21 protein-coding genes are annotated in these 21738 nt (G+C 74.2%); 9 read left to right on the forward strand and 12 right to left on the reverse strand.

Annotation, left to right across the window (positions count from 1 at the left end):
* Window positions 1-107 precede the first annotated feature (107 nt).
* The 3 genes from H505_RS0118695 to H505_RS0118705 all read left to right on the forward strand — a co-directional run bounded on the left by H505_RS0118695 (window position 108) and on the right by H505_RS0118705 (window position 3932).
* The gene (locus tag H505_RS0118695) at window positions 108-584 is read left to right on the forward strand and encodes a GNAT family N-acetyltransferase (RefSeq protein ID WP_245592561.1); all 477 of its coding nucleotides are present in this window, start codon (window positions 108-110) and stop codon (window positions 582-584) included.
* 647 nt (window positions 585-1231) lie between these two features.
* The gene (locus H505_RS42780) at window positions 1232-3313 is read left to right on the forward strand and encodes an MMPL family transporter (protein ID WP_034518517.1); all 2082 of its coding nucleotides are present in this window, start codon (window positions 1232-1234) and stop codon (window positions 3311-3313) included.
* Window positions 3314-3317: 4 nt separating this feature from the next.
* On the forward strand, window positions 3318-3932 hold the full coding sequence (locus H505_RS0118705; RefSeq protein WP_051300856.1) for a TetR/AcrR family transcriptional regulator: 615 nt from the start codon (window positions 3318-3320) through the stop codon (window positions 3930-3932).
* Window positions 3933-3935: 3 nt separating this feature from the next.
* On the opposite strand, the gene H505_RS0118710 is transcribed toward H505_RS0118705, so the two are convergent.
* Genes H505_RS0118710 through H505_RS42790 form a run of 5 tightly spaced genes read right to left on the reverse strand, consistent with a single transcriptional unit; the run spans window position 3936 to window position 6741 of the window.
* Window positions 3936-4325, reverse strand: a complete 390-nt coding sequence (locus H505_RS0118710; protein WP_026403216.1) for a hypothetical protein — start codon at window positions 4323-4325, stop codon at window positions 3936-3938.
* Window positions 4322-4561 (reverse strand): ribbon-helix-helix domain-containing protein, encoded by a 240-nt coding sequence (locus H505_RS0118715; protein ID WP_026403217.1) that lies wholly within the window; start codon window positions 4559-4561, stop codon window positions 4322-4324. Before H505_RS0118715 ends, H505_RS0118710 begins: the two co-directional genes overlap by 4 nt.
* A gap of 43 nt (window positions 4562-4604) precedes the next feature.
* The gene (locus H505_RS0118720; RefSeq protein ID WP_026403218.1) at window positions 4605-4922 is read right to left on the reverse strand and encodes a winged helix-turn-helix domain-containing protein; all 318 of its coding nucleotides are present in this window, start codon (window positions 4920-4922) and stop codon (window positions 4605-4607) included.
* On the reverse strand, window positions 4922-5377 hold the full coding sequence (locus H505_RS47800) for a hypothetical protein (protein WP_051300857.1): 456 nt from the start codon (window positions 5375-5377) through the stop codon (window positions 4922-4924). Before H505_RS47800 ends, H505_RS0118720 begins: the two co-directional genes overlap by 1 nt.
* Before the next feature lie 14 nt (window positions 5378-5391).
* Window positions 5392-6741 carry an MFS transporter gene (locus H505_RS42790; protein WP_169528844.1) on the reverse strand — a complete coding sequence of 450 codons (1350 nt, stop codon included), beginning with the start codon at window positions 6739-6741 and terminating at the stop codon, window positions 5392-5394.
* 84 nt (window positions 6742-6825) lie between these two features.
* On the opposite strand from H505_RS42790, the gene H505_RS0118735 reads away from it, so the two are divergent.
* Entirely contained in the window at window positions 6826-7464 is a 639-nt protein-coding gene (locus H505_RS0118735; RefSeq protein ID WP_026403219.1) for a TetR/AcrR family transcriptional regulator, read from the forward strand.
* Here the strand turns inward: H505_RS0118735 and H505_RS42795 are convergent.
* Together H505_RS42795 and H505_RS0118745 are read right to left on the reverse strand one after the other, a co-directional pair.
* A complete protein-coding gene (locus H505_RS42795; RefSeq protein WP_211238507.1) occupies window positions 7434-8390 on the reverse strand; it encodes an SMP-30/gluconolactonase/LRE family protein in 957 nt (318 codons plus the stop codon). The genes H505_RS0118735 and H505_RS42795 overlap by 31 nt on opposite strands.
* A 107-nt stretch (window positions 8391-8497) precedes the next feature.
* The gene (locus H505_RS0118745; RefSeq protein WP_026403220.1) at window positions 8498-11893 is read right to left on the reverse strand and encodes a S8 family serine peptidase; all 3396 of its coding nucleotides are present in this window, start codon (window positions 11891-11893) and stop codon (window positions 8498-8500) included.
* A 300-nt stretch (window positions 11894-12193) separates the two neighbouring features.
* On the opposite strand from H505_RS0118745, the gene dnaK reads away from it, so the two are divergent.
* The 5 genes from dnaK to clpB all read left to right on the forward strand — a co-directional run bounded on the left by dnaK (window position 12194) and on the right by clpB (window position 19127).
* The gene (gene dnaK / locus H505_RS0118750; protein ID WP_026403221.1) at window positions 12194-14050 is read left to right on the forward strand and encodes a molecular chaperone DnaK; all 1857 of its coding nucleotides are present in this window, start codon (window positions 12194-12196) and stop codon (window positions 14048-14050) included.
* Complete coding sequence (grpE, locus tag H505_RS42800) at window positions 14044-14763, forward strand: nucleotide exchange factor GrpE (protein WP_034518521.1); 720 nt, start codon at window positions 14044-14046, stop codon at window positions 14761-14763. Before dnaK ends, grpE begins: the two co-directional genes overlap by 7 nt.
* A 101-nt stretch (window positions 14764-14864) precedes the next feature.
* Window positions 14865-16040, forward strand: coding sequence for a molecular chaperone DnaJ (gene dnaJ / locus H505_RS42805; protein ID WP_034518523.1), 1176 nt, complete (start codon window positions 14865-14867; stop codon window positions 16038-16040).
* A 2-nt stretch (window positions 16041-16042) separates the two neighbouring features.
* Entirely contained in the window at window positions 16043-16489 is a 447-nt protein-coding gene (locus tag H505_RS0118770; RefSeq protein ID WP_125618177.1) for a heat shock protein transcriptional repressor HspR, read from the forward strand.
* 40 nt (window positions 16490-16529) lie between these two features.
* Complete coding sequence (clpB, locus tag H505_RS0118775) at window positions 16530-19127, forward strand: ATP-dependent chaperone ClpB (protein ID WP_026403223.1); 2598 nt, start codon at window positions 16530-16532, stop codon at window positions 19125-19127.
* A gap of 16 nt (window positions 19128-19143) precedes the next feature.
* Here clpB and H505_RS0118780 read toward each other — a convergent pair whose 3' ends face one another.
* From H505_RS0118780 to H505_RS50635, 5 genes are all read right to left on the reverse strand, one after another.
* On the reverse strand, window positions 19144-19515 hold the full coding sequence (locus tag H505_RS0118780; protein ID WP_026403224.1) for a hypothetical protein: 372 nt from the start codon (window positions 19513-19515) through the stop codon (window positions 19144-19146).
* A 67-nt stretch (window positions 19516-19582) separates the two neighbouring features.
* Window positions 19583-19954 carry a roadblock/LC7 domain-containing protein gene (locus H505_RS51725; protein ID WP_034518525.1) on the reverse strand — a complete coding sequence of 124 codons (372 nt, stop codon included), beginning with the start codon at window positions 19952-19954 and terminating at the stop codon, window positions 19583-19585.
* 11 nt (window positions 19955-19965) lie between these two features.
* Entirely contained in the window at window positions 19966-20640 is a 675-nt protein-coding gene (locus tag H505_RS51730; RefSeq protein WP_051300859.1) for a hypothetical protein, read from the reverse strand.
* The gene (locus tag H505_RS0118795) at window positions 20637-21014 is read right to left on the reverse strand and encodes a roadblock/LC7 domain-containing protein (protein ID WP_245592562.1); all 378 of its coding nucleotides are present in this window, start codon (window positions 21012-21014) and stop codon (window positions 20637-20639) included. The genes H505_RS51730 and H505_RS0118795 overlap by 4 nt, the downstream gene beginning before the upstream one ends.
* A gap of 209 nt (window positions 21015-21223) precedes the next feature.
* Window positions 21224-21738: aromatic-ring hydroxylase C-terminal domain-containing protein (locus H505_RS50635; protein ID WP_026403227.1), on the reverse strand; the 515-nt coding region annotated here is incomplete at its 5' end.

Genomic DNA, 21738 nt, shown 5'->3' on the forward strand with positions numbered 1-21738 from the left:
ACGAGGGAGGTCGATGAATATGGCCCGCGCCATGTTCCTCAGCCATGCCCTCGTCCGGGCCGCCTGAGCGCGCGGCCCGGACGCCCCGACCGTTCATGGAGCGTCGCGTGTCCACATCCCCCCTGCTCACCGAGCGGCTGATCCTGCGCCCGTGGCCGTCCGCGGACGTCGCCGCCGCCGCGTCCGGCGGCCGCCGGCCCGGCTGGGCGCCGGACTTCCCCGCCGACGGCGACCGCGTCGTCGCCGGCCTCCTCGCCGCCGCCCCGGACCCCGCCGCCGCGCGCGGGCACCGGCAGATCGTCGAGCGGAGCACCGGCCTCGTCGTCGGCTCCATCGGCCTGTTCCTGCCGCCGACGGACGGCGCCGTCGAGTTCGGGTACGGCGTCGTCCCGTCCCGCCGGGGCCGCGGCTACGCCACCGAAGCGGCCCGCGCGATCGTCGCGTTCGCGCTGGCCGAGCCGGACGTCCGGACGGTCCGTGCGGGCGTCGAGCCCGCGAACGCGGCGTCCGTCCGGGTGCTGGAGAAGGCCGGCCTGAGCCGCCTCGGCACCGACGGCGAAACCGACCGGTACGGCACCGCCTGACCCCGCGCGGGACCGGCGCCAAGCGCCGGCCCCGCGCCCCCGGTCGCCCAACGCGACACCTCGCACGCGGCCGCAGGCGGCGCTGATCACGGCCGACCCCCGACGTCCGCCCCGTCGCCGTGACGCCCCCCAACCACGCGACCCACCAACGGCGCCGCCGCACGACCGCCCCCCGTCCGGCCCCGCCCCCAGACGGGCACCACCCAGGCGACGCGCCCCACTCACCGCGCCGCCCACGGACACCACCCGGCTGAAGTTCGTCCCCCCTCGGCCCCCGGCGACCCACCACCCCGGCGGCACAGGACGGTCACAGCACGGGCCCAGACGCCGCACGGCTGAAGTTCGTCCGGCCCCCGCCGCCAGACGGGCACCACCCCGACGGCGCGCGTCGATCACTGCGCCGCCTACGGACACCGCCCGGCTTGAGGCCCGCCCCTCGGGCCCCGGCAGCCCACCACCCCGGCGGCACGGGCCGGTCACGGCACGAGCCCGGACACCGCACGGCCACACCGCACGGCTGAAGGTCGTCCGGCCCCCATTCCCAGGCGGGGCACCACCCGGCGGCTGGAGGTTCAGGGTGGCCGCCTGTTGACCTTTAAATGCTAGTCGACTAACAATTGCTACTCGACTAGTGCTTTGGAGGAGTCATGGCGGTGGTGCTGGCCCGGCTGGGGCGGTGGTGCTTCCGGCGGCGGTGGACGGTGACGGTGGTGTGGGTCGGGCTGCTCGCGGCGTGCGGGGCGGGCGCGGCGGCGCTGTCCGCGCCGACGCAGGACGCGTTCTCGGTGCCCGGCACCGAGGCGCAGCGGGCGAACGACCTGGTCGTGGAGCGGTTCCCGGAGGCCGCGGGCGCGGGGGCGCGGGCCCGTGTCGTCCTCGCCGGGTCGCCGGACGCTGGCGCGCTGCGCGCGGCCGTCCGGCGGATCGGGGACGTGCCGGACGTGGCGGGGGTCGCGGAACCGGTCGTCTCGCCGGACGGGCGGGTCGCGGTGCTGGAGGTCGCGTACCGGGTCCCGGCGGACGAGCTGACGGACGGCGACCGGACGGCGCTGCGGGACGCGGCCGCGGCGGCGGGCACGCGGGTCGAGCTGAGCGGCGACGCGGTGCCGCCGCCGGAGGAGGGCGCCGGGGAGCTGGCGGGCGTCGCGGTCGCGGCGGTCGTGCTGACGGTGACGCTCGGGTCGCTGACGGCGGCGGGGCTGCCGCTGCTGTCGGCGGCCGTCGGGATCGGCGTCGGGCTGTCGGCGGTCGTCGCGGCGTCCGGGTTCATGACGCTGAACTCCGACACCCCGGCGCTCGCGCTGATGCTCGGGCTCGCGGTAGCGATCGACTACGCGCTCTTCATCATCTCCCGGTACCGGGACGAGGTCCACGGCGGACGGGAGCCCGCGGACGCGGCCGGGCACGCGGTGGGGACGGCCGGGACGGCGGTGGTGTTCGCGGGCCTGACGGTCGTCATCGCGCTGGCGGGCCTCGCGGTCGTGGGCATCCCGGTGCTGACGGAGCTGGGGCTCGCGGCGGCGCTGACGGTGGCGGTGTCGGTGCTCGTCGCGCTGACGCTGCTGCCCGCGCTGATCGGGTTCGCCGAACGCCGGGTGGCGGGCCGCCGCCCCGCGCGGGCGGGCGCCGGACGCTGGGGGCGGTTCGTCACCGCGCGTCCGGTGCCGGTGCTGGCGGTCGCGGTCGCGGCGCTGGCGGTCGCGGCGCTCCCGGCGCTCGACCTGCGGCTCGGGCTGCCCGACGACGGCACCGCCCCGGCGGACACGACGCAGCGGCGGGCGTACGACCTGGTCGCGGACGCGTTCGGCCCCGGGTTCAACGGGCCGCTGACGCTGGTGGTGCAGGACGCGGACGCCGCCGCGGCGGCGCGCCGCACGGCGGCCGCCGTCGAGCGACTGGACGTGGCCGCCGTCCGGACGGTCGCGGTCGACGCGGCGGGCCGGACCGCGCTCGTCGAGGTCGTCCCGCAGAGCGGGCCGACGAGCGCGGCGACCGAGGAGCTCATCGAGACGATCCGGGAGCGGACCGGCCCGGGCGTCGCCGTGACCGGGCAGACGGCGATCGACGTCGACACGTCCCGCAAGCTGGCCGGCGCGATGGCGCGCTACCTGCTGCTCGTCGTGGGCCTGGCGTTCCTGCTCCTCATGATCGTGTTCCGGTCGGTGGTGGTGCCGCTGAAGGCGACCGCCGGGTTCCTGCTGAGCACCGCGGCGACGTTCGGCGCGGTGGTCGCGGTGTTCCAGTGGGGCTGGCTGGACGGCGCCGGCGTGCACGCGTCGGGGATCATCGTGAACCTGCTGCCGGTGATGATGATCGGCATGGTGTTCGGCCTCGCGATGGACTACCAGGTCTTCCTCGTCACCCGGATGCGGGAGGAGCACGTGCGGGGCGCGGAGCCGGTGCCGGCGGTCGTCGCGGGCCTCGCGCACGGCTCCCGGGTCGTGACGGCGGCCGCGCTCATCATGATCAGCGTGTTCGGCGGGTTCGTCCTGTCCGATCTGCCGATGCTCCAGTCGTTCGGGTTCGCGCTGGCCGTCGCGGTGTTCTTCGACGCGTTCGCGGTGCGGATGACGATCGTCCCGGCGCTGCTGGCGCTGCTCGGCGGCGCGGCCTGGCGGCTGCCCCGGTGGCTCGACCGCGCCCTGCCGCGGGTGGACGTCGAGGGCCGCGGGCTCGCGCCGGACGGCGGGGACGCCGCACGGGAGGCGACCGGTTCGGCCGCTCGGTAGTGTCGTGCCCGCAGGCACGGACGGGAGGTGCGCGGTGGCGCCGGGGCTGCGGGAGCGGAAGAAGGCCCGGACGCGGGCGCTGATCCAGGCGACGGCGCTGCGGCTGTTCCGGGAGCACGGGTACGAGGCGACGACGGTCGAGCAGATCGCGCGGGAGGCGGAGGTCGCGCACACCACCGTGTTCCGCTACTTCCCGACGAAGGAGGACCTGGTCGTCAGCGACGACTACGACCCGGTCCTGTTCGCGGCGCTGCGCGCCCAGCCGCCGGACGTCCCGCCGCTGGGGGCGCTGCGCGCCGCGATGCGCGCGACGCTCGGGGCGCTGCCGCCCGCCGACCTGGCCGCCGCGCGGGACCGGGCCGTCCTCATCCTGGACGTCCCGGCGCTGCGCGGCGCGTCGTTCGGGAACGTGCTGGCGACGATGCGGGCGCTCGGCGAGGTCCTCGCCGAGCGCACCGGCCGCGCGCCGGACGACCCCGCGGTCCGCACGCTCACCGGTGCGGTCTTCGGGGTGTTCCTGGAGCTGATGGTCCGGTGGGCCGAGGACCCGTCGATGGACCTGCCGGACGCCGTCGACACGGCGCTCGCGGCCCTCGAACCGCTCGGGCCGGGGCTCTGACGGTCAGGGGATCGGCTCGACCCGGACGTCGGGGACGCCGGTGTAGGCGTCGGGCGCGGCGGTGAGGATCGGCCAGCGGCGCCAGCGGGCGGACCAGGCGGCCTGCGCGATGTCGAGCCGCAGGTCGGGGGCCGCGGCGACGAGCCGTCCGGTCTGCTGGGCGATGACGTCGTCGAGGTCGTCGACCTGGACGACCTGCATGGCGGGGAGGCGCTCCAGGACCGTGCGGCCCCGGTCGGGGACGAGCTGCCACGCGCGGGCCAGCGCGGCGGCGGGGATGACGACCGTCGCGTGCTGCGCGATCGAGGCCCGCAGCCGGGCCCGCACGTAGATGGTCTTGCCGGTGGCCAGGTCCAGGAGGGCGGTCGCGTCGAAGACCTGACCGGTGATCACTGGGCGTGCCGGGCGTGCGGCGTTCCCTCGTCGACCAGATGGTCGATCATGGCCTGCTCGTCGGGGGTCGGCGGTCCGAACAGCTCGTCGACGGTCGCCGCGTCCCGCAGGTAGGACAGCTTGAGGCGGGCGCCGTCGGCGAGGAACCCGGACACCGACGCGATCTTCTTGTCCTCGGCGAGCCCCTGGAGCGTGGCGGCCAGCTCATCAGGGAGCGTGATGTTGAGACGCGCCATGGCCCCGAGAATACACACTCGCCCCCGCCCGAGTGTGTATAGGTCAGGAGTTCCTGTCTCCGGCGGGAGCGCTGCGGGCGGCGGCGACGATGGCCTCCAGCGCCGCCGCGTGCCGCGCGAACGCCTCGCGCCCCTGCGGGGTGAGCCGCACGTGCGTCCGCCGGACGCCGCCGTCCCGCCCCTTCCGGACCTCCGCGTAGCCGGCGTTCGCGAGCGCGGTGATCTGCTTGGACAGGGCCGAGTCGCTCGTGCCGACGGCGTCCCGGACGAACGCGAACTCGGCCCAGTCGGCCGGCGCGAGCAGCGCGACGATCGACAGCCGCGCGGGCACGTGCAGGAACTCGTCGAAGCCGGCGTCCATCAGGCGTGCCGCACGAGCGACCGGTAGACCCGCCGGGAGGGGCCGGCGAGGAGCAGGAAGAGCAGCGCGACGCCGGCCGCGGCGAACGTCCGGGGGGCGGGCAGGTCGAACGCCACGACCCCGAGGGACGTGACGACGTTGAAGGCGACGTACGCGACGATGACCGCGACGGCACCGCCGAGCACGAACAGGGTGTCGGGACCCTTCGCCTTCAGCCGGACGGACGCCCGCCTGCGCTGGAGCACCGCGGTGCCGATCAGGACGGCCTCCGCCGCGAGGAACGCCGCGGTGCCCCACGGCGCCGGCAGGTCGCCCGACGCGAACGCGACGAACACGCCGAGGGCTGTCAGGAGCAGGTAGGGCCGGGTGAACTGCTGCCGGACGTACTCGTCCCGCGACCGCTCCTGCATCCGGTGGACGTCGGCGAGTGCGGCCTGGGCGTCGTTGCTGTTCACGGACCCTCCTTCGGTTACTTTCCTGAAAGGAAAGTAGCACGTACTTTCCTGAGAGGAAAGTCGCGGGCGCAGGCGGGCAGCGCGGCCAGCGTCGCGACGGCGCCCACCGCGAACGCGCCGCGCAGGCCGCCGGCCGAGTAGTCCGCCGACGCCCACACCGCCGTGGCGAGCGCCGGGCCGAGCGCGAAGCCGAGCTGGCGGGCGAGGCTCTGCGCGGCCCCCGCGCCGCCCTGCAGCCCGGCCGGCGCGCCGGACATGATCGCTGCGAAGTTCGGCCCGGCGAACAGGCCCGTGCCGAGCCCGACGAGCGCGAGCCGCCACGCCAGGTCGGCCGGGCGCCAGCCCGCGTCGGCGAACACCAGCGACAGCCCGCCGGCGCCCGCGACCGCCAGCCCGAGGACGGCGGCGCGCGCCGCGCTCCAGCGGTCCGCCAGGACGCCGCCGACCGGGCCGCCGAGCACCATCGCGACCGGCATGGCGAGGATCGCGCCCGCCGTGCCCAGCGCGGACAGGCCGAGCGTCCGCTGGAGGTAGAACGGCGCGAGGAACTCGACCAGGGAGATCGCGAGGGCGTTCAGCAGGACGGCGGCGATCGGCCCGGCCGCCGGGGTCCGCGCGAGCGCCCGCACCGGCCGGCTCGCGGCCGTCCGCCACCACACCGCCAGGAACGGGACGGCGGCCGGCGCGAGCGCGAGCCAGCCCACCCCGTGGCTCGCGGTGAACGACAGCGACACCAGCAGGGCCGCCGCGGCGCCCCCGAGCAGCGCCGCCTCCCCCGCGACGTCGCGGCCCGGCCGCCGCAGCGCGTCCGGCGGCAGCGCGGCCAGCGCGATCGCCGCGACCAGCGCGGCCGCGGGAAGGTTGATGTAGAAGATCCACGGCCACCCCCAGAACTCGACGATGAGCCCGCCGAGCGGCGGCCCGCTCACCGCGCCGAGCGGCCCCAGCGTCATGACGAGCGCGCTCGCCCGTCCGGCCGCCCCCTCCGGCACCGACCGCACCACCACCAGCGGGACGACCGCGAACAGCAGCCCGGCGAACGCGCCCTGCGCCAGCCGCGCGGCGACGAGCCACCCGAGCGCGGGGGCGAGTCCGGCGGCCGCGCTCGCGAGGGCGAACCCGGCGACGGCGGCCAGCAGCGCGGCGCGCGGGCCCGTCCGGTCGAGCCAGCGGCCCGCGGGCAGGGTGAGGGCGACCAGGGGCAGCAGGTAGCCGAGGACGACCCATTCGGTCGCGGCGGTCGGGACGCCGAAGTCCCGTTCGAGCACGGGCAGCGCGACGGCGACGATGCTCGTGTCGAGCGTCGCCATGAAGACGACCAGGCCGCACCCCACGACCGGCCACCAGTGGCTCCGGACCAACAAGAAGACCCCTCCATAAGTGCACACCATGTGCAGTTTCAAAAACTACACATGGTGTGCACTTCTCCGCAATGGGAGCATGGACGGGTGACCAGGGCGATCGAGGAACCGCGGAACGCGCGCAGCCGCCGGTCCCGCACGGCGCTGCTGCGCGCCGCGCGCGAGATCGTCGAGGAGGAGGGCGTCGCCGCGGCGACGATGGCGGCCGTCGCGGAACGCGCCGGCGTCTCCCGCCGCGCCGTCTACCTGCACTTCGCGTCCCGCGCCGACCTGGTGAGCGAACTGTTCGCCTACGTCAACGAGGCCGAGGACATCGAGGGCCGCTTCGCCGCCGTCGGCGACGCCCCGGACGCCGCGGCCGCCCTCGACGCGTTCGCGCACGCGCACGCGCACTTCATGGCGCGCATCCTGCCCGTCTCCCTCGCCGTCGAGCGCGAGGCCCGCACCGACCCGGACGCCGCGCGCCACTGGGAGACGGCGCTGTACTGGCGGAACGCGACGAACCGCGCGCTCGTCGAGCGGCTCGCCGCCGAAGGCGTCCTCGCCCCCGGCTGGACGGTCGACACCGCGTCCGACATGCTGCTCGCCCTGATCGCCAACGGCGTCACCGCGACCCTCTTCGACCGCGGCTGGACCCCCGACCAGGTCGGCGACCACATGTCCCGCCTCCTCCGCACCGCCTTCACCGCCGCCGCTCAGGGCAGCGGGACGCCGACCACCGTGTAGGGCGTCGAGGGCGTCGGCTCCGTGTCGAACCGGGCGTTCGGGAGGTACAGCCGCGACCCGAACACCGCCATCGTCGCCGGGACGTCGAACGCCCCGGGGTGGCGCACGCGCCGCACGACGCGCCCCTCGGTGCCCGCCTCGTTCAACCGGAGGACCGCGATCGCGTTCAACCGGTTCTGCACCGCGTACAGCGTGCGCCCCCGCAGGAGCAGGCCGTCGCCCTCCCGCAGCGACTCGCCGTGCAGGTCCACCCGGCGGGTCCTCCCGGACGGGTCGACGCGGAACAGCCCGCCGGTGTTCGACTGGACGACGAGGAAGCCCCGCCCGTCCGGGGTCCGCGTGATGCCGTTGGCGTTGAAGCCGTCGCCGTACACCAGGTCGCCGGTGAGCGGGATCCGCTGCGCGGCCCGGGGCAGGCGGCCGCCGCGCAGCGGCAGCCGGTAGAGCACCGGCGCGGTCGAGTCCGTGATCCACGCCGCGTCCGGCGTGAGGACGATGTCGTTGACGAACGCCGGGCCCGTCGCCAGCCGGTAGGAGGCCAGCACCCGGCCGGTGCGCGCGTCCAGGACCCGCGCGTCGCCGCCCGTGCCGCCCGCGACGAACAGCCGCCCGCGGCCGTCCAGCGCCAGCCCGAGGGCGGGGGTGCCCGGCCCCCGGCTGACGACGGCGCCGCGCCCGGTGCGCAGGTCGGCGCGGTAGATCGAGCCGTCGGCCATGGAGCCGACGAACGCGAACGGGCCGTGCCCGATCGCGATCCCCTCCGGCCGGAAGCCGTCCGGCAGCCGGATCGTCGCCGGGAACCGGGCAGGGGACGCGGCCGCGGGACGGGCGTCGTGGACGCGGGCCTCCTCGGCCGCGTGAGCCGGACCGCCCGCCCCGGCGGCCAGCGTGAGGGCGAGTACTGCGGAGATCGATCGGTGTCGCATGCCCTCAGAGTCGAACGAAACCGATCTATCAGTCCAACACATGTTCCTCATCGGATCCATCGCGATTCACGATGGATCCGATGAGGAACGCCGGATCGAGAGTGGGGTCAGTGGACGGTGTAGGCGCGGATGATGGTCTGGTCGATGGTGCCGCCCGAGGCGTCCTCCGCGGTGACGTGCAGGGACACCGACTGGCCCTCGCCGGACGGGAGGGGGGCGCTGAAGCGGCCGTTGCCCAGGGCCTTCACGTCGACGGGCGTCCACGTCTCGCCGTCGTCGGTCGACGTGCGGAAGCGGAGACCGGTGACCTCCGACCGCTTCGAGCCCGCCATGCGCGCGACGGTGAACACGGCCGGTTCGCCGGTCGGGCGGTTCAGCAGGTCGAAGTTCAGGTCGTAGTCGACGAGGAGGAGCGGGAGGCTCTCGCTCCCGTGGCCGCGCGGGGCGCGGGCGCGGAACGTCCAGGACGTCGACGTGCGGGTCGACACCGGCAGGATCGCCGACGCGTCGTTGTCGTACTTCAGCGTGAACTCGCTCGCGTCGGACGGGACGGTGAAGTCGCCGTACGGCCCGTTCGCCTCACCGAGCTCCGCGTCCCCGGACGACAGGGTCATGTGCCCCTTGACCTCGTGCATCCCGCAGTCGAAGGCTTCCGGGCGGGCCTGGAGGTCGACGAGCGCGACGCGCAGGGTGCCGCGCGTCCGGGCCGCCGGCTCGCGCACGCAGGCGCTGGGCGAGACGCCGGTGCCGGAGTACGGGCCGGGCCGCAGCGGCTGGCGGCCCCACTCGCGGGTGACCCGCTCGCCCGGCGCGAGTTCGGTGAACGTGCCCTGGTCGAGCCACATCTCCTCGCCGAACTGGACGCCGCCGTAGCTCATCCACAGCCAGCCGTCCGGGGCCACCACGTGGTCGTTGCGGACGGTGCCGGGACGGGCGTCGCCGCCGACGTCGAACGACAGCAGGCCCTCGGGGCTCATCCCGTAGCGCTTCTGGATCATGGCACGGTCGGTCTCGCCGTTGAACGCGGCGAACCGCTGCTCGACGCGGGCCGCCTTCGCCAGGTCGGCGGCGGTGACGACGCGCGTCGGGTCCGCGGGGATGCGGTCGCCCAGGTCGTGCACGACGTCGTAGGCGGCGCCGGGCGCCGTCAGCCGGTGCTGGGTGGACGCCTTGAACGTGCCGGTCTCCACGCCCTCCATCGGCTGGGCGTAGACGGGCGCCTCGGCGGGGTCGAACGCGTACACGGAGTAGTACCAGAGCCCGTCCCCGGCGTCCCGGACGATGTCCGCGGCCGACATCGCCGTCTCCGTCCGCACGCCCTCGACGCTGGCGCCGACCCGGACGGCCGCGGCGCCGTCGAGCGTCACGGTCGTGTCGCGGTCGACGACCACATCGGGGTCGCCGGTGAGGGCCGAGCGCCAGTCGCCGTAGTCGTCCACGGTGCCGAGGACGGCGTAGCGGCCTTCGGGCACGCGGAGCTCCGACCCGTTCTCGGCGTACTCGTAGAACACCGAGTGGTCGTCGAGGTTGACCACCGTCGCGGTCACACCGAAGTCCGCGGGGTCGGTGTCGGGCAGCGGCGTCGCCGCGATTTTGAGCGTGTGCGTCGCGGGCTCGACGTAGAAGGTCACGGGGGTGGCGAGCGCGGCGCCGCCGCCCTTGGCCGTGACGACGGCCGTGTACCGGCCGGGGCGGTCGGCGAGCTTGGACGCGTCGACGGTCAGCGGCACCGTGCCGGTGCCGCCCGCGGGGACGGTGACGCGGGACGGGACGGTCGCGGCGCCCTTCGCGGCGCGGCCCTTCCGGTCGGTCACCTCGACGCTGAGCGCGAGGTCGACGGGGCGGCCGGCGGTCGACGTCCAGCCGAGCTTCGTCGACAGCGCGCCGTGGTCCGGGTACTTCGCCGTGCCGAGGTGGACGATGCTCTGCGCGGTGTGGACGCGCCCGCGCGCGGCCTCGCCGACGTCGAGCCGTCCGGCGCCGAGCTCGTACGCGTCGCCGCCCGTGGCGGGGTCGGCGGTGCCGACGAGCGCGGCCTTGAGGCGGGCGGGGTCCCAGTCGGGGTGCCGGGCGGCGAGCAGCGCCGCGGCGCCCGCGACGTGCGGCGCGGCCATCGAGGTGCCGGACATCTTCGTGTAGTGCGCGTCGACCGGGGCGCCCTGCGCGGTGCCCTGCGCGCGGGCGGCCACGATGTCGACGCCGGGCGCGACGATCTCCGGTTTGGCGGTGTCGCCGACCGGGCCGCGGCTGGAGAACTCGGCGAGCGCGTCCCTCGCGTCGACCGCGCCGACCGTCAGCGCCTTCTCGGCCGTGCCGGGGGACCCGACGCTCTCGAACAGGGACTCGTTGCCCGCCGCGACGACGAACAGGGTGCCGTGCTCGGCGGTGAGGTCGTTCAGCGCGAGCGACAGGGGGTCGGTGCCGTCGGTGGGGGCGCCGCCGAGGCTCATGTTGACGACGTCGGCGCGGGCGGCGGCCCACTCCATCCCGGCGATGACGGAGGAGTCGCTGCCGTACCCGTCGTCGTCGAGGACCTTGCCGATCACCAGGCTCGCGCCGGGCGCGACGCCGGTGCGCTCGCCGGACGACGCGGCGCCCGTCCCGGCGACCGTCGCGGCGACGTGCGTGCCGTGGCCGACGCGGTCGGCGGCGTCGGGCGACTCGGTGAAGTTCGCCGTCTCCGCGACGCGCCCCTTGAGGTCGGGGTGCGCGGCGTCGACGCCGGTGTCCAGGACGGCGACCTTCGCGCCCTTGCCCGTGTAGCCCGCGCGCCAGGCGGCCGGTGCGCCGATCTGGCCCAGGTTCCGGTCGAGGCGGCGGGCGGCGGCGGGCGCCGCGGGCGCGGTCGGGGCCGCGGGGGCCGTCGGGGCGACGTTCGCCTCGACCCGGCCGTCCAGCCAGACGCGCTCGATGCCGCCGGCCGACTTCGCCGACGGCCCGTTCATGCGGGCGAGCGCGTCGCCGAGGCCGCGGGCGTCCTTCTTGGACTGCCGGACGGCGACGGCGCCGATGCTCGGCAGCTCCTTCGTCGTCTCGAGGGTGCCGCCGAGGGCGGCCAGGGCGCGCGGGCCGCCGGTCCGCCGGACGATCAGCGGCAGGTGGGCGCTGCGGGCGTCGTCGTAGCCCTGCTCGATCAGCGCGGTGACGTCGAACAGTTCGGGGTCGAGGACGCGGCCGACGAGGCCCGCGACGTCGACCGGGGTGACGACGACGTGCCCGTCCGGCCGGATCTCCTTGCGGAACGAGCGCTTCTCGCGGCCGGGCGCGGGGGTCACCGACACGAGCGGCGGCTTGCCCGCGACCGTCCGGACCGTGACGACGTCGCCGGTCAGCAGCGTGACCGTCCAGGACTTCCCGGAGGCCAGGCCGCCGGCGGACGCGGCGGGCGGTGCGGCGGGCGGCGGGGCGGGCGGGGCGGCGTGGGCGGGGGCGGGCAGGGCGGTCAGCGCGCCCGCGGCGAGCAGGGAGCCGAGCAGGGCCCGGCTCCGGCGTTGGTGGGTCATCGATCTCCTCTGGCGGGATCCGTCACCCCCTTCTCTGCCGGAGGGGGCATCCGCATTCACCCCAGAGGTCCCGTAAGCCCCGGATTTCTTACATGCCGGGGAACCGGAATAGGCGGCTCATACGTCCTGTTGTAGAGAGCGGCAGCAAAGTTGAGTCGAGTCGACTCAAGTGATTTGACAACGAGGAGCCGTCCGGGCAACCTTGCGAACTGGAGACCCAACCGGCCGCACCCTGCCGCTGACGACCAGCGGAACGCGACCGGGTGCGCAAACACCGGACGAACGACGGAGGACGAGAACATGGCACGTGCGGTCGGCATCGACCTCGGGACGACCAACTCGGTCGTCGCGATCCTGGAGGGCGGCGAGCCCACCGTCATCGCCAACGCGGAGGGGTCGCGGACCACGCCGTCCGTCGTCGCCTTCGCGAAGAACGGCGAGGTCCTGGTCGGCGAGGTCGCCAAGCGCCAGGCGGTGACCAACGTCGACAGGACGATCCGGTCGGTCAAGCGCGAGATGGGCACCGACTGGAAGACCAAGATCGACGACAAAGACTTCAACCCGCAGCAGATGAGCGCGTTCGTGCTGCAGAAGCTCAAGCGGGACGCCGAGGCGTACCTGGGCGAGACCGTCACCGACGCGGTCATCACCGTTCCGGCGTACTTCTCCGACCACCAGCGCCAGGCCACCAAGGAGGCCGGCCAGATCGCGGGGCTGAATGTCCTGCGGATCATCAACGAGCCGACGTCCGCGGCGCTGGCCTACCACCTGGAGAAGGAGAACGAGGCCACCATCCTGGTGTTCGACCTCGGCGGCGGCACGTTCGACGTGTCCCTGCTGGAGGTCGGCGACGGCGTCGTCGAGGTCAAGGCCACCAGCGGCGACAACCACCTCGGCGGCGACGACTGGGACCAGGCCGTCGTCGACTGGCTGGTCGAGAAGTTCAAGAACGCCAACGGCGTCGACCTGTCCAAGGACAAGATGGCGCTGCAGCGGCTCCGCGAGGCCGCGGAGAAGGCGAAGATCGAGCTGTCCGGTTCGTCCGAGACGCAGATCAACCTGCCCTACATCACCGCCTCGGCGGAGGGCCCGCTGCACCTCGACGAGAAGCTCACGCGGGCCGAGTTCCAGCGGATGACCTCCGACCTGCTCGACCGCACCAAGGCGCCGTTCAACTCGGTGCTGAAGGACGCGAACATCACGGTGAGCGACATCGACCAGGTCGTCCTGGTCGGCGGCTCCACCCGGATGCCCGCGGTGTCCGACCTGGTCAAGGAGATGACCGGCAAGGAGCCGAACAAGGGCGTCAACCCGGACGAGGTCGTCGCGATCGGCGCCAGCCTCCAGGCGGGCGTGCTGAAGGGCGAGGTGAAGGACGTCCTGCTGCTGGACGTCACCCCGCTGAGCCTCGGCATCGAGACCAAGGGCGGCATCTTCACCAAGATCATCGAGCGGAACACGACGATCCCGACCAAGCGCTCGGAGACGTTCACGACCGCCGACGACAACCAGCCGTCCGTGGAGATCCAGGTCTACCAGGGCGAGCGCGAGATCGCCGCGTACAACAAGAAGCTCGGCACCTTCCAGCTGACCGGCCTGCCGCCGGCGCCGCGGGGCGTCCCGCAGATCGAGGTCACCTTCGACATCGACGCGAACGGCATCGTGAACGTCAGCGCGAAGGACCAGGGCACCGGCAAGGAGCAGTCGATGGTCATCACGGGCGGCAGCGCGCTGCCCAAGGACGACATCGAGCAGATGGTCCGCGACGCCGAGCAGTACGCGGAGGAGGACCGCCGCCGCAAGGAGGAGGCCGAGGTCCGCAACCAGGCCGACACCCTCGCGTACTCGACCGAGAAGTTCCTGCGGGAGAACGACGAGAAGGTCCCCGCGGAGCTGAAGACCGAGGTCGAGGAGGCCGTCGCCGAGGTCAAGAAGACGCTCGAGGGCACCGACATCGACGCCATCAAGGGCTCGACGGAGAAGCTCGCGCAGGTCAGCCAGAAGATGGGCGCCGCGATGTACGCCCAGAACCCCGAGGGCGCGCAGGCGGGCGCGCAGGACGCGGGCCCGACGGCCGACGCCCAGGGCGGCCAGGACGACGAGGTCGTCGACGCCGAGATCATCGACGACGACAAGCCGAAGGGTGACGCATCGTGAGCACCTCTCCCGACGAGGGCGAGGAGAAGGAGGGACCGGTGATCCGCGACAAGCGGCGCATCGACCCCGAGACAGGGGAAGTCCGTACACCGCCGGCCGGGAAGCGGGCGGACAAGAAGGACGAGCCCGCCGCCCCGGCGGCCCCCGCCGCGGACGCGTCCGGCGGCGGGGAGGCCGGGGAGGAGACCGCGGCCCTGAAGGAGCAGCTGGCCGAGCGGCTGGCCGACCTGCAGCGGCTCAAGGCGGAGTACGACAACTACCGCAAGCGCGTCGACCGCGACCGGGTCGCGGTCCGGGAGCAGGCGCTCGGGCAGGTGCTGTCGGAGCTGCTGCCGGTCCTGGACGACATCGGCCGCGCCCGCGACCACGACGAGCTGACCGGCGGGTTCAAGTCCGTCGGGGAGGCCCTCGAGTCGGTCACCGGGAAGCTCGGGCTGGAGAAGTACGGGGAGAAGGGCGAGCCCTTCGACCCGACGGTGCACGAGGCGCTCATGCACTCCTACTCGAAGGACGTCGCGGAGACGAGCGTCGCGGACGTCCTGCAGCCCGGCTACCGGATCGGCGAGCGGATCCTGCGCGCGGCGCGGGTCGCGGTCGCCGAGCCCGACCCGAACGCGGGCGACGACGGCGCCGGCGAGGGCGCCGAGGACGCCGCCGGCGCGGCGGAGGAGTCGGCGGACGGGGCGGACGGCTCCGGCAAGTCCGACGAGTGACGCACGGACGGCCCGTCCCGTCCCCGCGCGGGGCGGGACGGGCCGGACGCCGGGCGGCAGACTGGACGTAGGCAAGTGGGCATAGCAGAGAGCGGGGCGCCGTGAGCACCAAGGACTACCTGGAGAAGGACTACTACAAGGTCCTCGGTGTCTCGAAGACCGCGTCGCAGGAGGAGATCAAGAAGTCCTACCGGAAGCTGGCCCGCAAGTACCACCCGGACGCGAACCGGGGGGACGCCGACGCCGAGGACCGCTTCAAGGAGGTCTCCGAAGCCTACGACGTCCTCTCCGACGAGAAGCGCCGCAAGGAGTACGACTCCGTGCGGTCCATGCCGGGCGGTTTCCGCGGGCAGCAGGGCGGCGGGTTCCCGTTCGACTTCGGCGACATCTTCGGGCAGACCGGAGGCACCGGGACGCAGACCGGCGGCGCCGGGGAGCGCATCGGCGACCTGTTCGGCGGGCTGTTCAACCGCGGCGGCGGCGCGGGCACCCGCACCACCGGGACGCGGCGGGCCCGGCGCGGCGCCGACGTCGAGACGGACGTGACGCTGACGTTCGGCCGCGCGATGAACGGCGTGACCGTCCCGATCAAGCTGACGAGCGAGGCGGCGTGCGGGAGCTGCCGCGGCACGGGCGCGAAGGCGGGGACCGTCCCGCGGGTGTGCCCGAGCTGCGAGGGCACCGGCCACGAGACCCGCAACCTCGGCAACTTCGGGTTCCAGGAGCCGTGCAAGGAGTGCCGGGGCCGCGGCCTCGTCGTCGACGACCCCTGCCCGACCTGCCACGGCAGCGGGCGCGCCACCGGCACCCGGACGATCCAGGCGCGCGTCCCCGCGGGCGTCGCCGACGGGCAGAAGATCCGGCTGAAGGGCAAGGGCGCGCCGGGCGAGAACGGCGGCCCGAACGGCGACCTGTACGTGAACATCAAGGTGAAGCCGCACGCGGTGTTCGGCCGCAGCGGCGACAACCTGACGCTGTCGGTGCCGGTGACGTTCCCGGAGGCGGCGCTCGGTGGCGAGATCCGGGTGCCGACGTTCCAGGGGCAGCCGGTGACGCTGCGGCTGCCCGAGGGCACCCCGAACGGGCGCACGTTCCGCGTCCGGGGCCGCGGCGCGACCCGGCGGGACGGCACCAAGGGCGACCTGCTCGTCACCGTCGACGTGCAGGTGCCGGCGAAGCTGGACGACCAGACGCGGGAGGCTCTGACCAGGCTGCGGGACGCGGGCGGCGGCGACGAGCTGCGCGCCGACCTGATCAAGCAGGCCAGACAGGAGTGATCATGGACCCGTTCGGTGACGACACCCCGGTCTACGTGATCTCCGTGGCGGCGCAGCTCTCCGGGCTGCATCCGCAGACGCTGCGGACGTACGACCGGATGGGGCTGGTGTCCCCGGGCCGGACGGCGGGCCGGGGCCGCCGCTACTCGATGCGCGACATCGTGCTGCTCCGCGAGATCCAGCGGCTCTCCCAGGAGGAGGGCATCAACCTGTCGGGCATCAAGCACATCCTGGGGCTGCAGCGCGACAACGCGCGGCTCCGCGAGGAGCTCGCCAAGGCGCACGCCGCCCTGGACGAGCTGGCGAACGAACTCGAATCGACCCGGGCGGTCGCGGCGCGGCTGGCGCAGCAGCGGCGGCACGGCGACCCGGGCGCGCCCGGGTCCGACCTGGTGCCGATCCGGCGCACCAGCGTCGTGGTCTGGCAGCAGCGGCCCGAGCGCGACTAGGCCGCCGGGCAGGGCTCTGAGGACGCAGGGGGAGCGGATCATGGAAGACAAGCTGACGCAGAAGAGCCGGGAGGCCGTGTCGGTCGCGATCCGCCGGGCGGCCGCCGAAGGGAACCCCGAGGTGCAGCCGCAGCACCTGCTGGTGGCGCTGATCTCGCTGCAGGACGGCACGGCGGTGCCGCTGCTCGAGGCCGTCGGGGCCGACTGGCAGGCGATCCGGCGGCGCGCGGAGGAGCAGCTCGCCGCGCAGCCGAAGGCGGCCGGTTCGACCGTCTCGGCGCCGCGGCTGTCCGCGCAGCTGCACCGCGCCATCACCACGGCGGGCGCGCGCGCACGGCAGCTCGAAGACGAGTACGTGTCGACCGAGCACCTCCTCGTGGGGCTCGCCGCGGACGGCGGCCCCGCCGCCGGGCTGCTGAAGGAGGCGGGCGCGACGCCGGACGCGCTGCTCGACGCGTTCGGGAAGGTGCGCGGGCACGCCCGCGTCACCAGCGAGAACCCCGAGGGCACCTACCAGTCGCTGGAGAAGTACGGCGTCGACCTGACCGCCGCCGCCCGGGACGGGCGCCTCGACCCGGTGATCGGGCGCGACGCGGAGATCCGCCGGGTCGTCCAGGTCCTGTCGCGGCGCACGAAGAACAACCCGGTGCTGATCGGCGAGCCGGGCGTCGGCAAGACCGCCGTCGTCGAGGGCCTCGCGCAGCGGATCGTCGCCGGGGACGTCCCCGAGTCGCTGCGCGGCAAGACCCTCGTCTCCCTGGACCTCGGCGCGATGGTCGCGGGCGCGAAGTACCGCGGCGAGTTCGAGGAGCGGCTGAAGTCCGTGCTGACCGAGATCAAGGAGAGCGAAGGGCAGATCGTCACGTTCATCGACGAGCTGCACACCGTCGTCGGGGCGGGCGCCGCCGAGGGCGCGATGGACGCCGGGAACATGCTGAAGCCGATGCTGGCGCGCGGCGAGCTCCGCATGATCGGCGCGACGACGCTGGACGAGTACCGCGAGCGCATCGAGAAGGACCCGGCCCTCGAACGCCGCTTCCAGCAGGTGCTCGTCGGGGAGCCGTCCGTCGAGGACAGCATCGCGATCCTGCGCGGGCTGAAGGGCCGGTACGAGGCGCACCACAAGGTGCAGATCAACGACTCGGCGCTGGTGTCGGCGGCGACGCTGTCCGACCGGTACATCACCTCCCGGTTCCTGCCCGACAAGGCGATCGACCTCGTGGACGAGGCCGCGTCCCGGCTCCGCATGGAGATCGACTCCCGTCCCGTCGAGATCGACGAGCTGCAGCGCGCCGTCGACCGGCTGCGGATGGAGGAGCTGAACCTGTCGAAGGAGACCGACGAGGCGTCCCGGCAGCGGCTCGAGCGGCTCCGCAAGGACCTCGCCGACAAGCAGGAGCAGCTGTCCGGCCTGAACGCCCGCTGGGAGCGGGAGAAGGCCGGGCTGAACCGGGTCGGCGAGATCAAGGAGCGCATCGACCAGCTCCGCGGCGAGGCCGAGCGGGCGCAGCGCGACGGCGACCTGGAGACGTCCTCCCGGCTCACCTACGGCGAGATCCCCGCGCTGGAGAAGCAGCTGGAGGAGGCGTCCGAGGCCGCCGACGACACGAACGCGATGGTCAAGGAGGAGGTCGGGCCGGACGACGTCGCCGACGTCGTCGCGTCCTGGACCGGCATCCCCGCCGGCCGCCTCCTGGAGGGCGAGACCGCCAAGCTGCTCCGCATGGAGGACGAGCTGGGCCGCCGGCTGATCGGGCAGGCCGCGGCCGTCCGGACCGTGTCGGACGCGGTGCGGCGCGCCCGCGCGGGCATCAGCGACCCCGACCGGCCGACCGGCTCGTTCCTGTTCCTCGGCCCGACCGGCGTCGGCAAGACCGAGCTGGCGAAGGCGCTCGCGGAGTTCCTGTTCGACGACGAGCGCGCCATCACCCGCATCGACATGAGCGAGTACGGCGAGAAGCACAGCGTCGCCCGGCTCGTCGGCGCCCCGCCCGGATACGTCGGGTACGAGGAGGGCGGGCAGCTCACCGAGGCCGTCCGCCGCCGCCCCTACTCGGCCGTCCTGCTGGACGAGGTCGAGAAGGCCCACCCGGAGGTGTTCGACGTCCTCCTGCAGGTGCTGGACGACGGGCGGCTGACGGACGGGCAGGGCCGCACGGTCGACTTCCGCAACACGATCCTGATCCTGACCTCGAACATCGGCTCGCAGTTCCTCGTCGACCCGACGCTCGAGAACGGCGCGAAGCGCGAGGCCGTCTGGAACGCCGTCCGGAACTCGTTCAAGCCCGAGTTCCTGAACCGGCTCGACGACGTCATCCTGTTCGACGCCCTCTCGACGGCCGAGCTGACCCGGATCGTCGACCTCCAGGTCGACCGGCTCGCCGCGCGGCTCGCCGAGCGGCAGCTCCGGCTGCGGGTGACCGACGCGGCCCGCGAGTGGCTCGCGCTGACCGGCTACGACCCGCTGTACGGGGCGCGGCCGCTGCGCCGCCTCGTGCAGACGGCGATCGGCGACCAGCTCGCCCGCGAGCTGCTGGCCGGCGACGTCCGGGACGGCGACGAGGTCGTGGTCGACCTCGACGAGGCCGCCGACCGGCTCACCGTGGAACCCGCGCGGGGGCTGACGCTCACGAAGTAGCGCGGCCCCCGCGGGGTCAGATCTCGAGGTTCTGCTCGATGTCCTTGAGCCGGTGCCGGGCCAGCGCCAGGTTGGCCCGGCTCCGGTCGAGGACCATGTACATGAACAGGCCCTTGCCCTTGCGGCCCGTCACCGGCCGGATGATGTGGTACTGCGTGGAGATGCTGATGAGGATGTCCTCGATCTCCTCCTGGATGCCGAGCTGCTCCATCGTCCGCAGCTTCGCCCGCACCACCTCGGTGTTGCCCGCGGCGGCGACCGTCAGGTCGAACGCGTTGGAGCTGCCGAGGTGGCCGAGCGCCATCCCGCTGCCGTAGTCGACCACCGCGGCGCCGACCGCGCCGTCGATCGCCATCATCTCCTTGAGGGCCAGGTCCAGATTCGGCATGTGCCTCCCCTTCCATTCGGGTTCTCTGCGTTCGGGTTCTCGGGGTTCTGTTCCGTTGGGGTCCGGTTCATCTCTTCGAGGCGGCGAGGAGGGCCGCGACGGCGCGCGCCACCGGACGCGCCTCCAGATGGAGCCGGCCGACATTCACGTCCCCTTCCGCGAGCACCGTCAGCGACGCGGCCGGCCCGGCCGCGTACGTCACCACGTAGCCGGCGCCGCGCACGACGACCTCCTGGAAGCCGCCGCCGTGCGCCGTCTCCACGACCCGGGTCGCCAGCCCGAGCTGCGACGCGGTCACCGCCGCCATGGACGCCGGCTCGATCGACGGCGGCAGGTCGTGCGCGATCAGCAGGCCGTCCACGGACGCGACGAGGCTCCCGGTGAGCCCCGGGACCTTCCGCAGGCCGAGCAGTTCGGCCTGCACCTCCGCTTCCAGCACTCCGGCTCCCGTCACAGTTCGACCAGCGCGGCGCGGAGCCGCTCCAGCAGTTGGTGGTCGGCGGGCGCCCAGCCGTCCCGGGGCGTCCCGCAGTCGAACAGGTCGCGGGACGGCTCGCGCCGCCCGGCGGGCCCGGCGGACGCGCCGGGCCGGACGGCCCGCACCAGCGACGCCGCCGCGAGCCCCCGCACGGACAGCAGGCAGCCGAACACCGTCCGTCCGAGGTCGCGGGCGAGTTCCGCGGGGGTGCGGCGGCCGTCCGCGTTGAGCAGGATCTCCGCCTGGAGCCCGGTCAGGAACACCCGCTGGCGGCGCACCCGCCGCACCGGGACGACCGGTGCCGCGTCCACGTCCGCCGAGGGCCACGCGGCGTCCAGCAGGTCGCGGCGCCGCCGCAGCTCGCAGGCGAGCGTCGCCGCGGTCACCGGGCGGGCCGCGCCCCTCGATACCGGCCCTTCCGCGAACCGCGGCGCGCCCTCCGCCCCGAGCAGGAAGCACGCCGCGTCGAACAGCGCGATCGGCTCCGCCCACTCCCCCGCCGTGTACCGGCATTCGGCGTGGACGACCGCGCCGCCGGCCACCTCGAACGATCCGACGTCGCCGACGCGCAGGACACCGCTGCGCCCGTCGCGTTCCAGTCCGTGCAGGACGCGCAGCACCTCGCCCGCCCCGTGCGGCGCCGTCACCGGACCGCCATTTCCCGCACGAGCCCCTGCATCCGGAGACGCGCCAGGGCCAGATTCCCCTTTTCGCGGTCGACCACCAAATGGACGAACAGGTGCCCGTCCAGATCGGGGCCGGTGAGGACCAGGAGGTGATATCCGGCGGCCCCGCACACGATGATCTCCTCGACGTCGTCGCCGTCCGGGGTGGCGCTGAGCGCCGCGGAGCCGAGCACCGAACGGACCACGTCGGTCGCCCCGGCGGCGTCCTCGTGCTGGTCGACGCCGTCGTCCCGGCCGGCCGAGGCCACGGCCAGCCCGCTCGCGCAGTCCACCAGAGTCACCCGCTGCGCCCCGGGAATCGCCATCATGCGCGCAAGGCAGTCATCGATGCGCAAGGCCCATTCCCCCACGAATGAGAGTTGCAGGAGACTGCACCTTACCCACAAGTCGCCGCACGACAGGCGCAAAATCTCAAATAGCGATCAAGGTCGTGAAGCGGGGCATAAATACCACCCAGTATCGAAACCGCTCAGGCCCTTTGACCGCAGATTCGGCTCCTTTGACATGGACCGAAAACCTGGCCGAATCGTGGCGGCGGCCGTCCTCAGCGGGGGCCGAACCAGCGGCGGGCGGCCGCGGCGAGCTCGTCCAGTTCCGCCGCGTCCGGGCGCGGGGACGACGACGCCCACGCGACGTAGGAGTCGGGACGGACCAGGACCGCCGCGGCGCCGCCCGCGTCCGCGCCCGGCTCGGCGCGGACGGCGTCCACCCGGTCGCGCAGCCCCGCCAGCGTCCGGGACGGGGCGCCGTCCTCGGTGCGGTCGATGAGCAGCGGGCGCCCGCTGCGGGCCAGCTCGGCGAGCCGGGTCCCGCCGAGGTCCATGTCGGGGGCGCAGAACCCGGCGAGCGGGTGCGGGTCGCGCAGGCCCATGTCGTACCGGACGTCCGTCCCCGCGATCAGGTCGGCCACCCGCCGGACCGCGCCCGGGTCGGCGAGCAGCTCCCCGAACAGCTCGCGCAGGCCCGTGACGTCGCCGCCCGGCGCCAGCAGCGCCCCGGTGGCCCGCGCGTACAGGTCGACGCGCGTCCGCCGCGAGCTTCCACCCCAGGTTGAGCGCG

The organism is Actinomadura rifamycini DSM 43936, assembly GCF_000425065.1.
GTDB lineage: Bacteria > Actinomycetota > Actinomycetes > Streptosporangiales > Streptosporangiaceae > Spirillospora > Spirillospora rifamycini.

Coding starts and splice junctions, on each gene's coding strand:
- H505_RS0118720 (WP_026403218.1), bottom strand. CDS start 4,922: ATGGACGCCGGCTTCGACGAGTTCCTGCACGTGCCCGCGCGGCTGTCG.
- clpB (WP_026403223.1), top strand. CDS start 16,530: ATGGAAGACAAGCTGACGCAGAAGAGCCGGGAGGCCGTGTCGGTCGCG.
- H505_RS0118745 (WP_026403220.1), bottom strand. CDS start 11,893: ATGACCCACCAACGCCGGAGCCGGGCCCTGCTCGGCTCCCTGCTCGCC.
- H505_RS0118770 (WP_125618177.1), top strand. CDS start 16,043: ATGGACCCGTTCGGTGACGACACCCCGGTCTACGTGATCTCCGTGGCG.
- H505_RS0118780 (WP_026403224.1), bottom strand. CDS start 19,515: ATGCCGAATCTGGACCTGGCCCTCAAGGAGATGATGGCGATCGACGGC.
- H505_RS42780 (WP_034518517.1), top strand. CDS start 1,232: ATGGCGGTGGTGCTGGCCCGGCTGGGGCGGTGGTGCTTCCGGCGGCGG.
- H505_RS42795 (WP_211238507.1), bottom strand. CDS start 8,390: ATGCGACACCGATCGATCTCCGCAGTACTCGCCCTCACGCTGGCCGCC.
- H505_RS0118715 (WP_026403217.1), bottom strand. CDS start 4,561: ATGGCGCGTCTCAACATCACGCTCCCTGATGAGCTGGCCGCCACGCTC.
- dnaK (WP_026403221.1), top strand. CDS start 12,194: ATGGCACGTGCGGTCGGCATCGACCTCGGGACGACCAACTCGGTCGTC.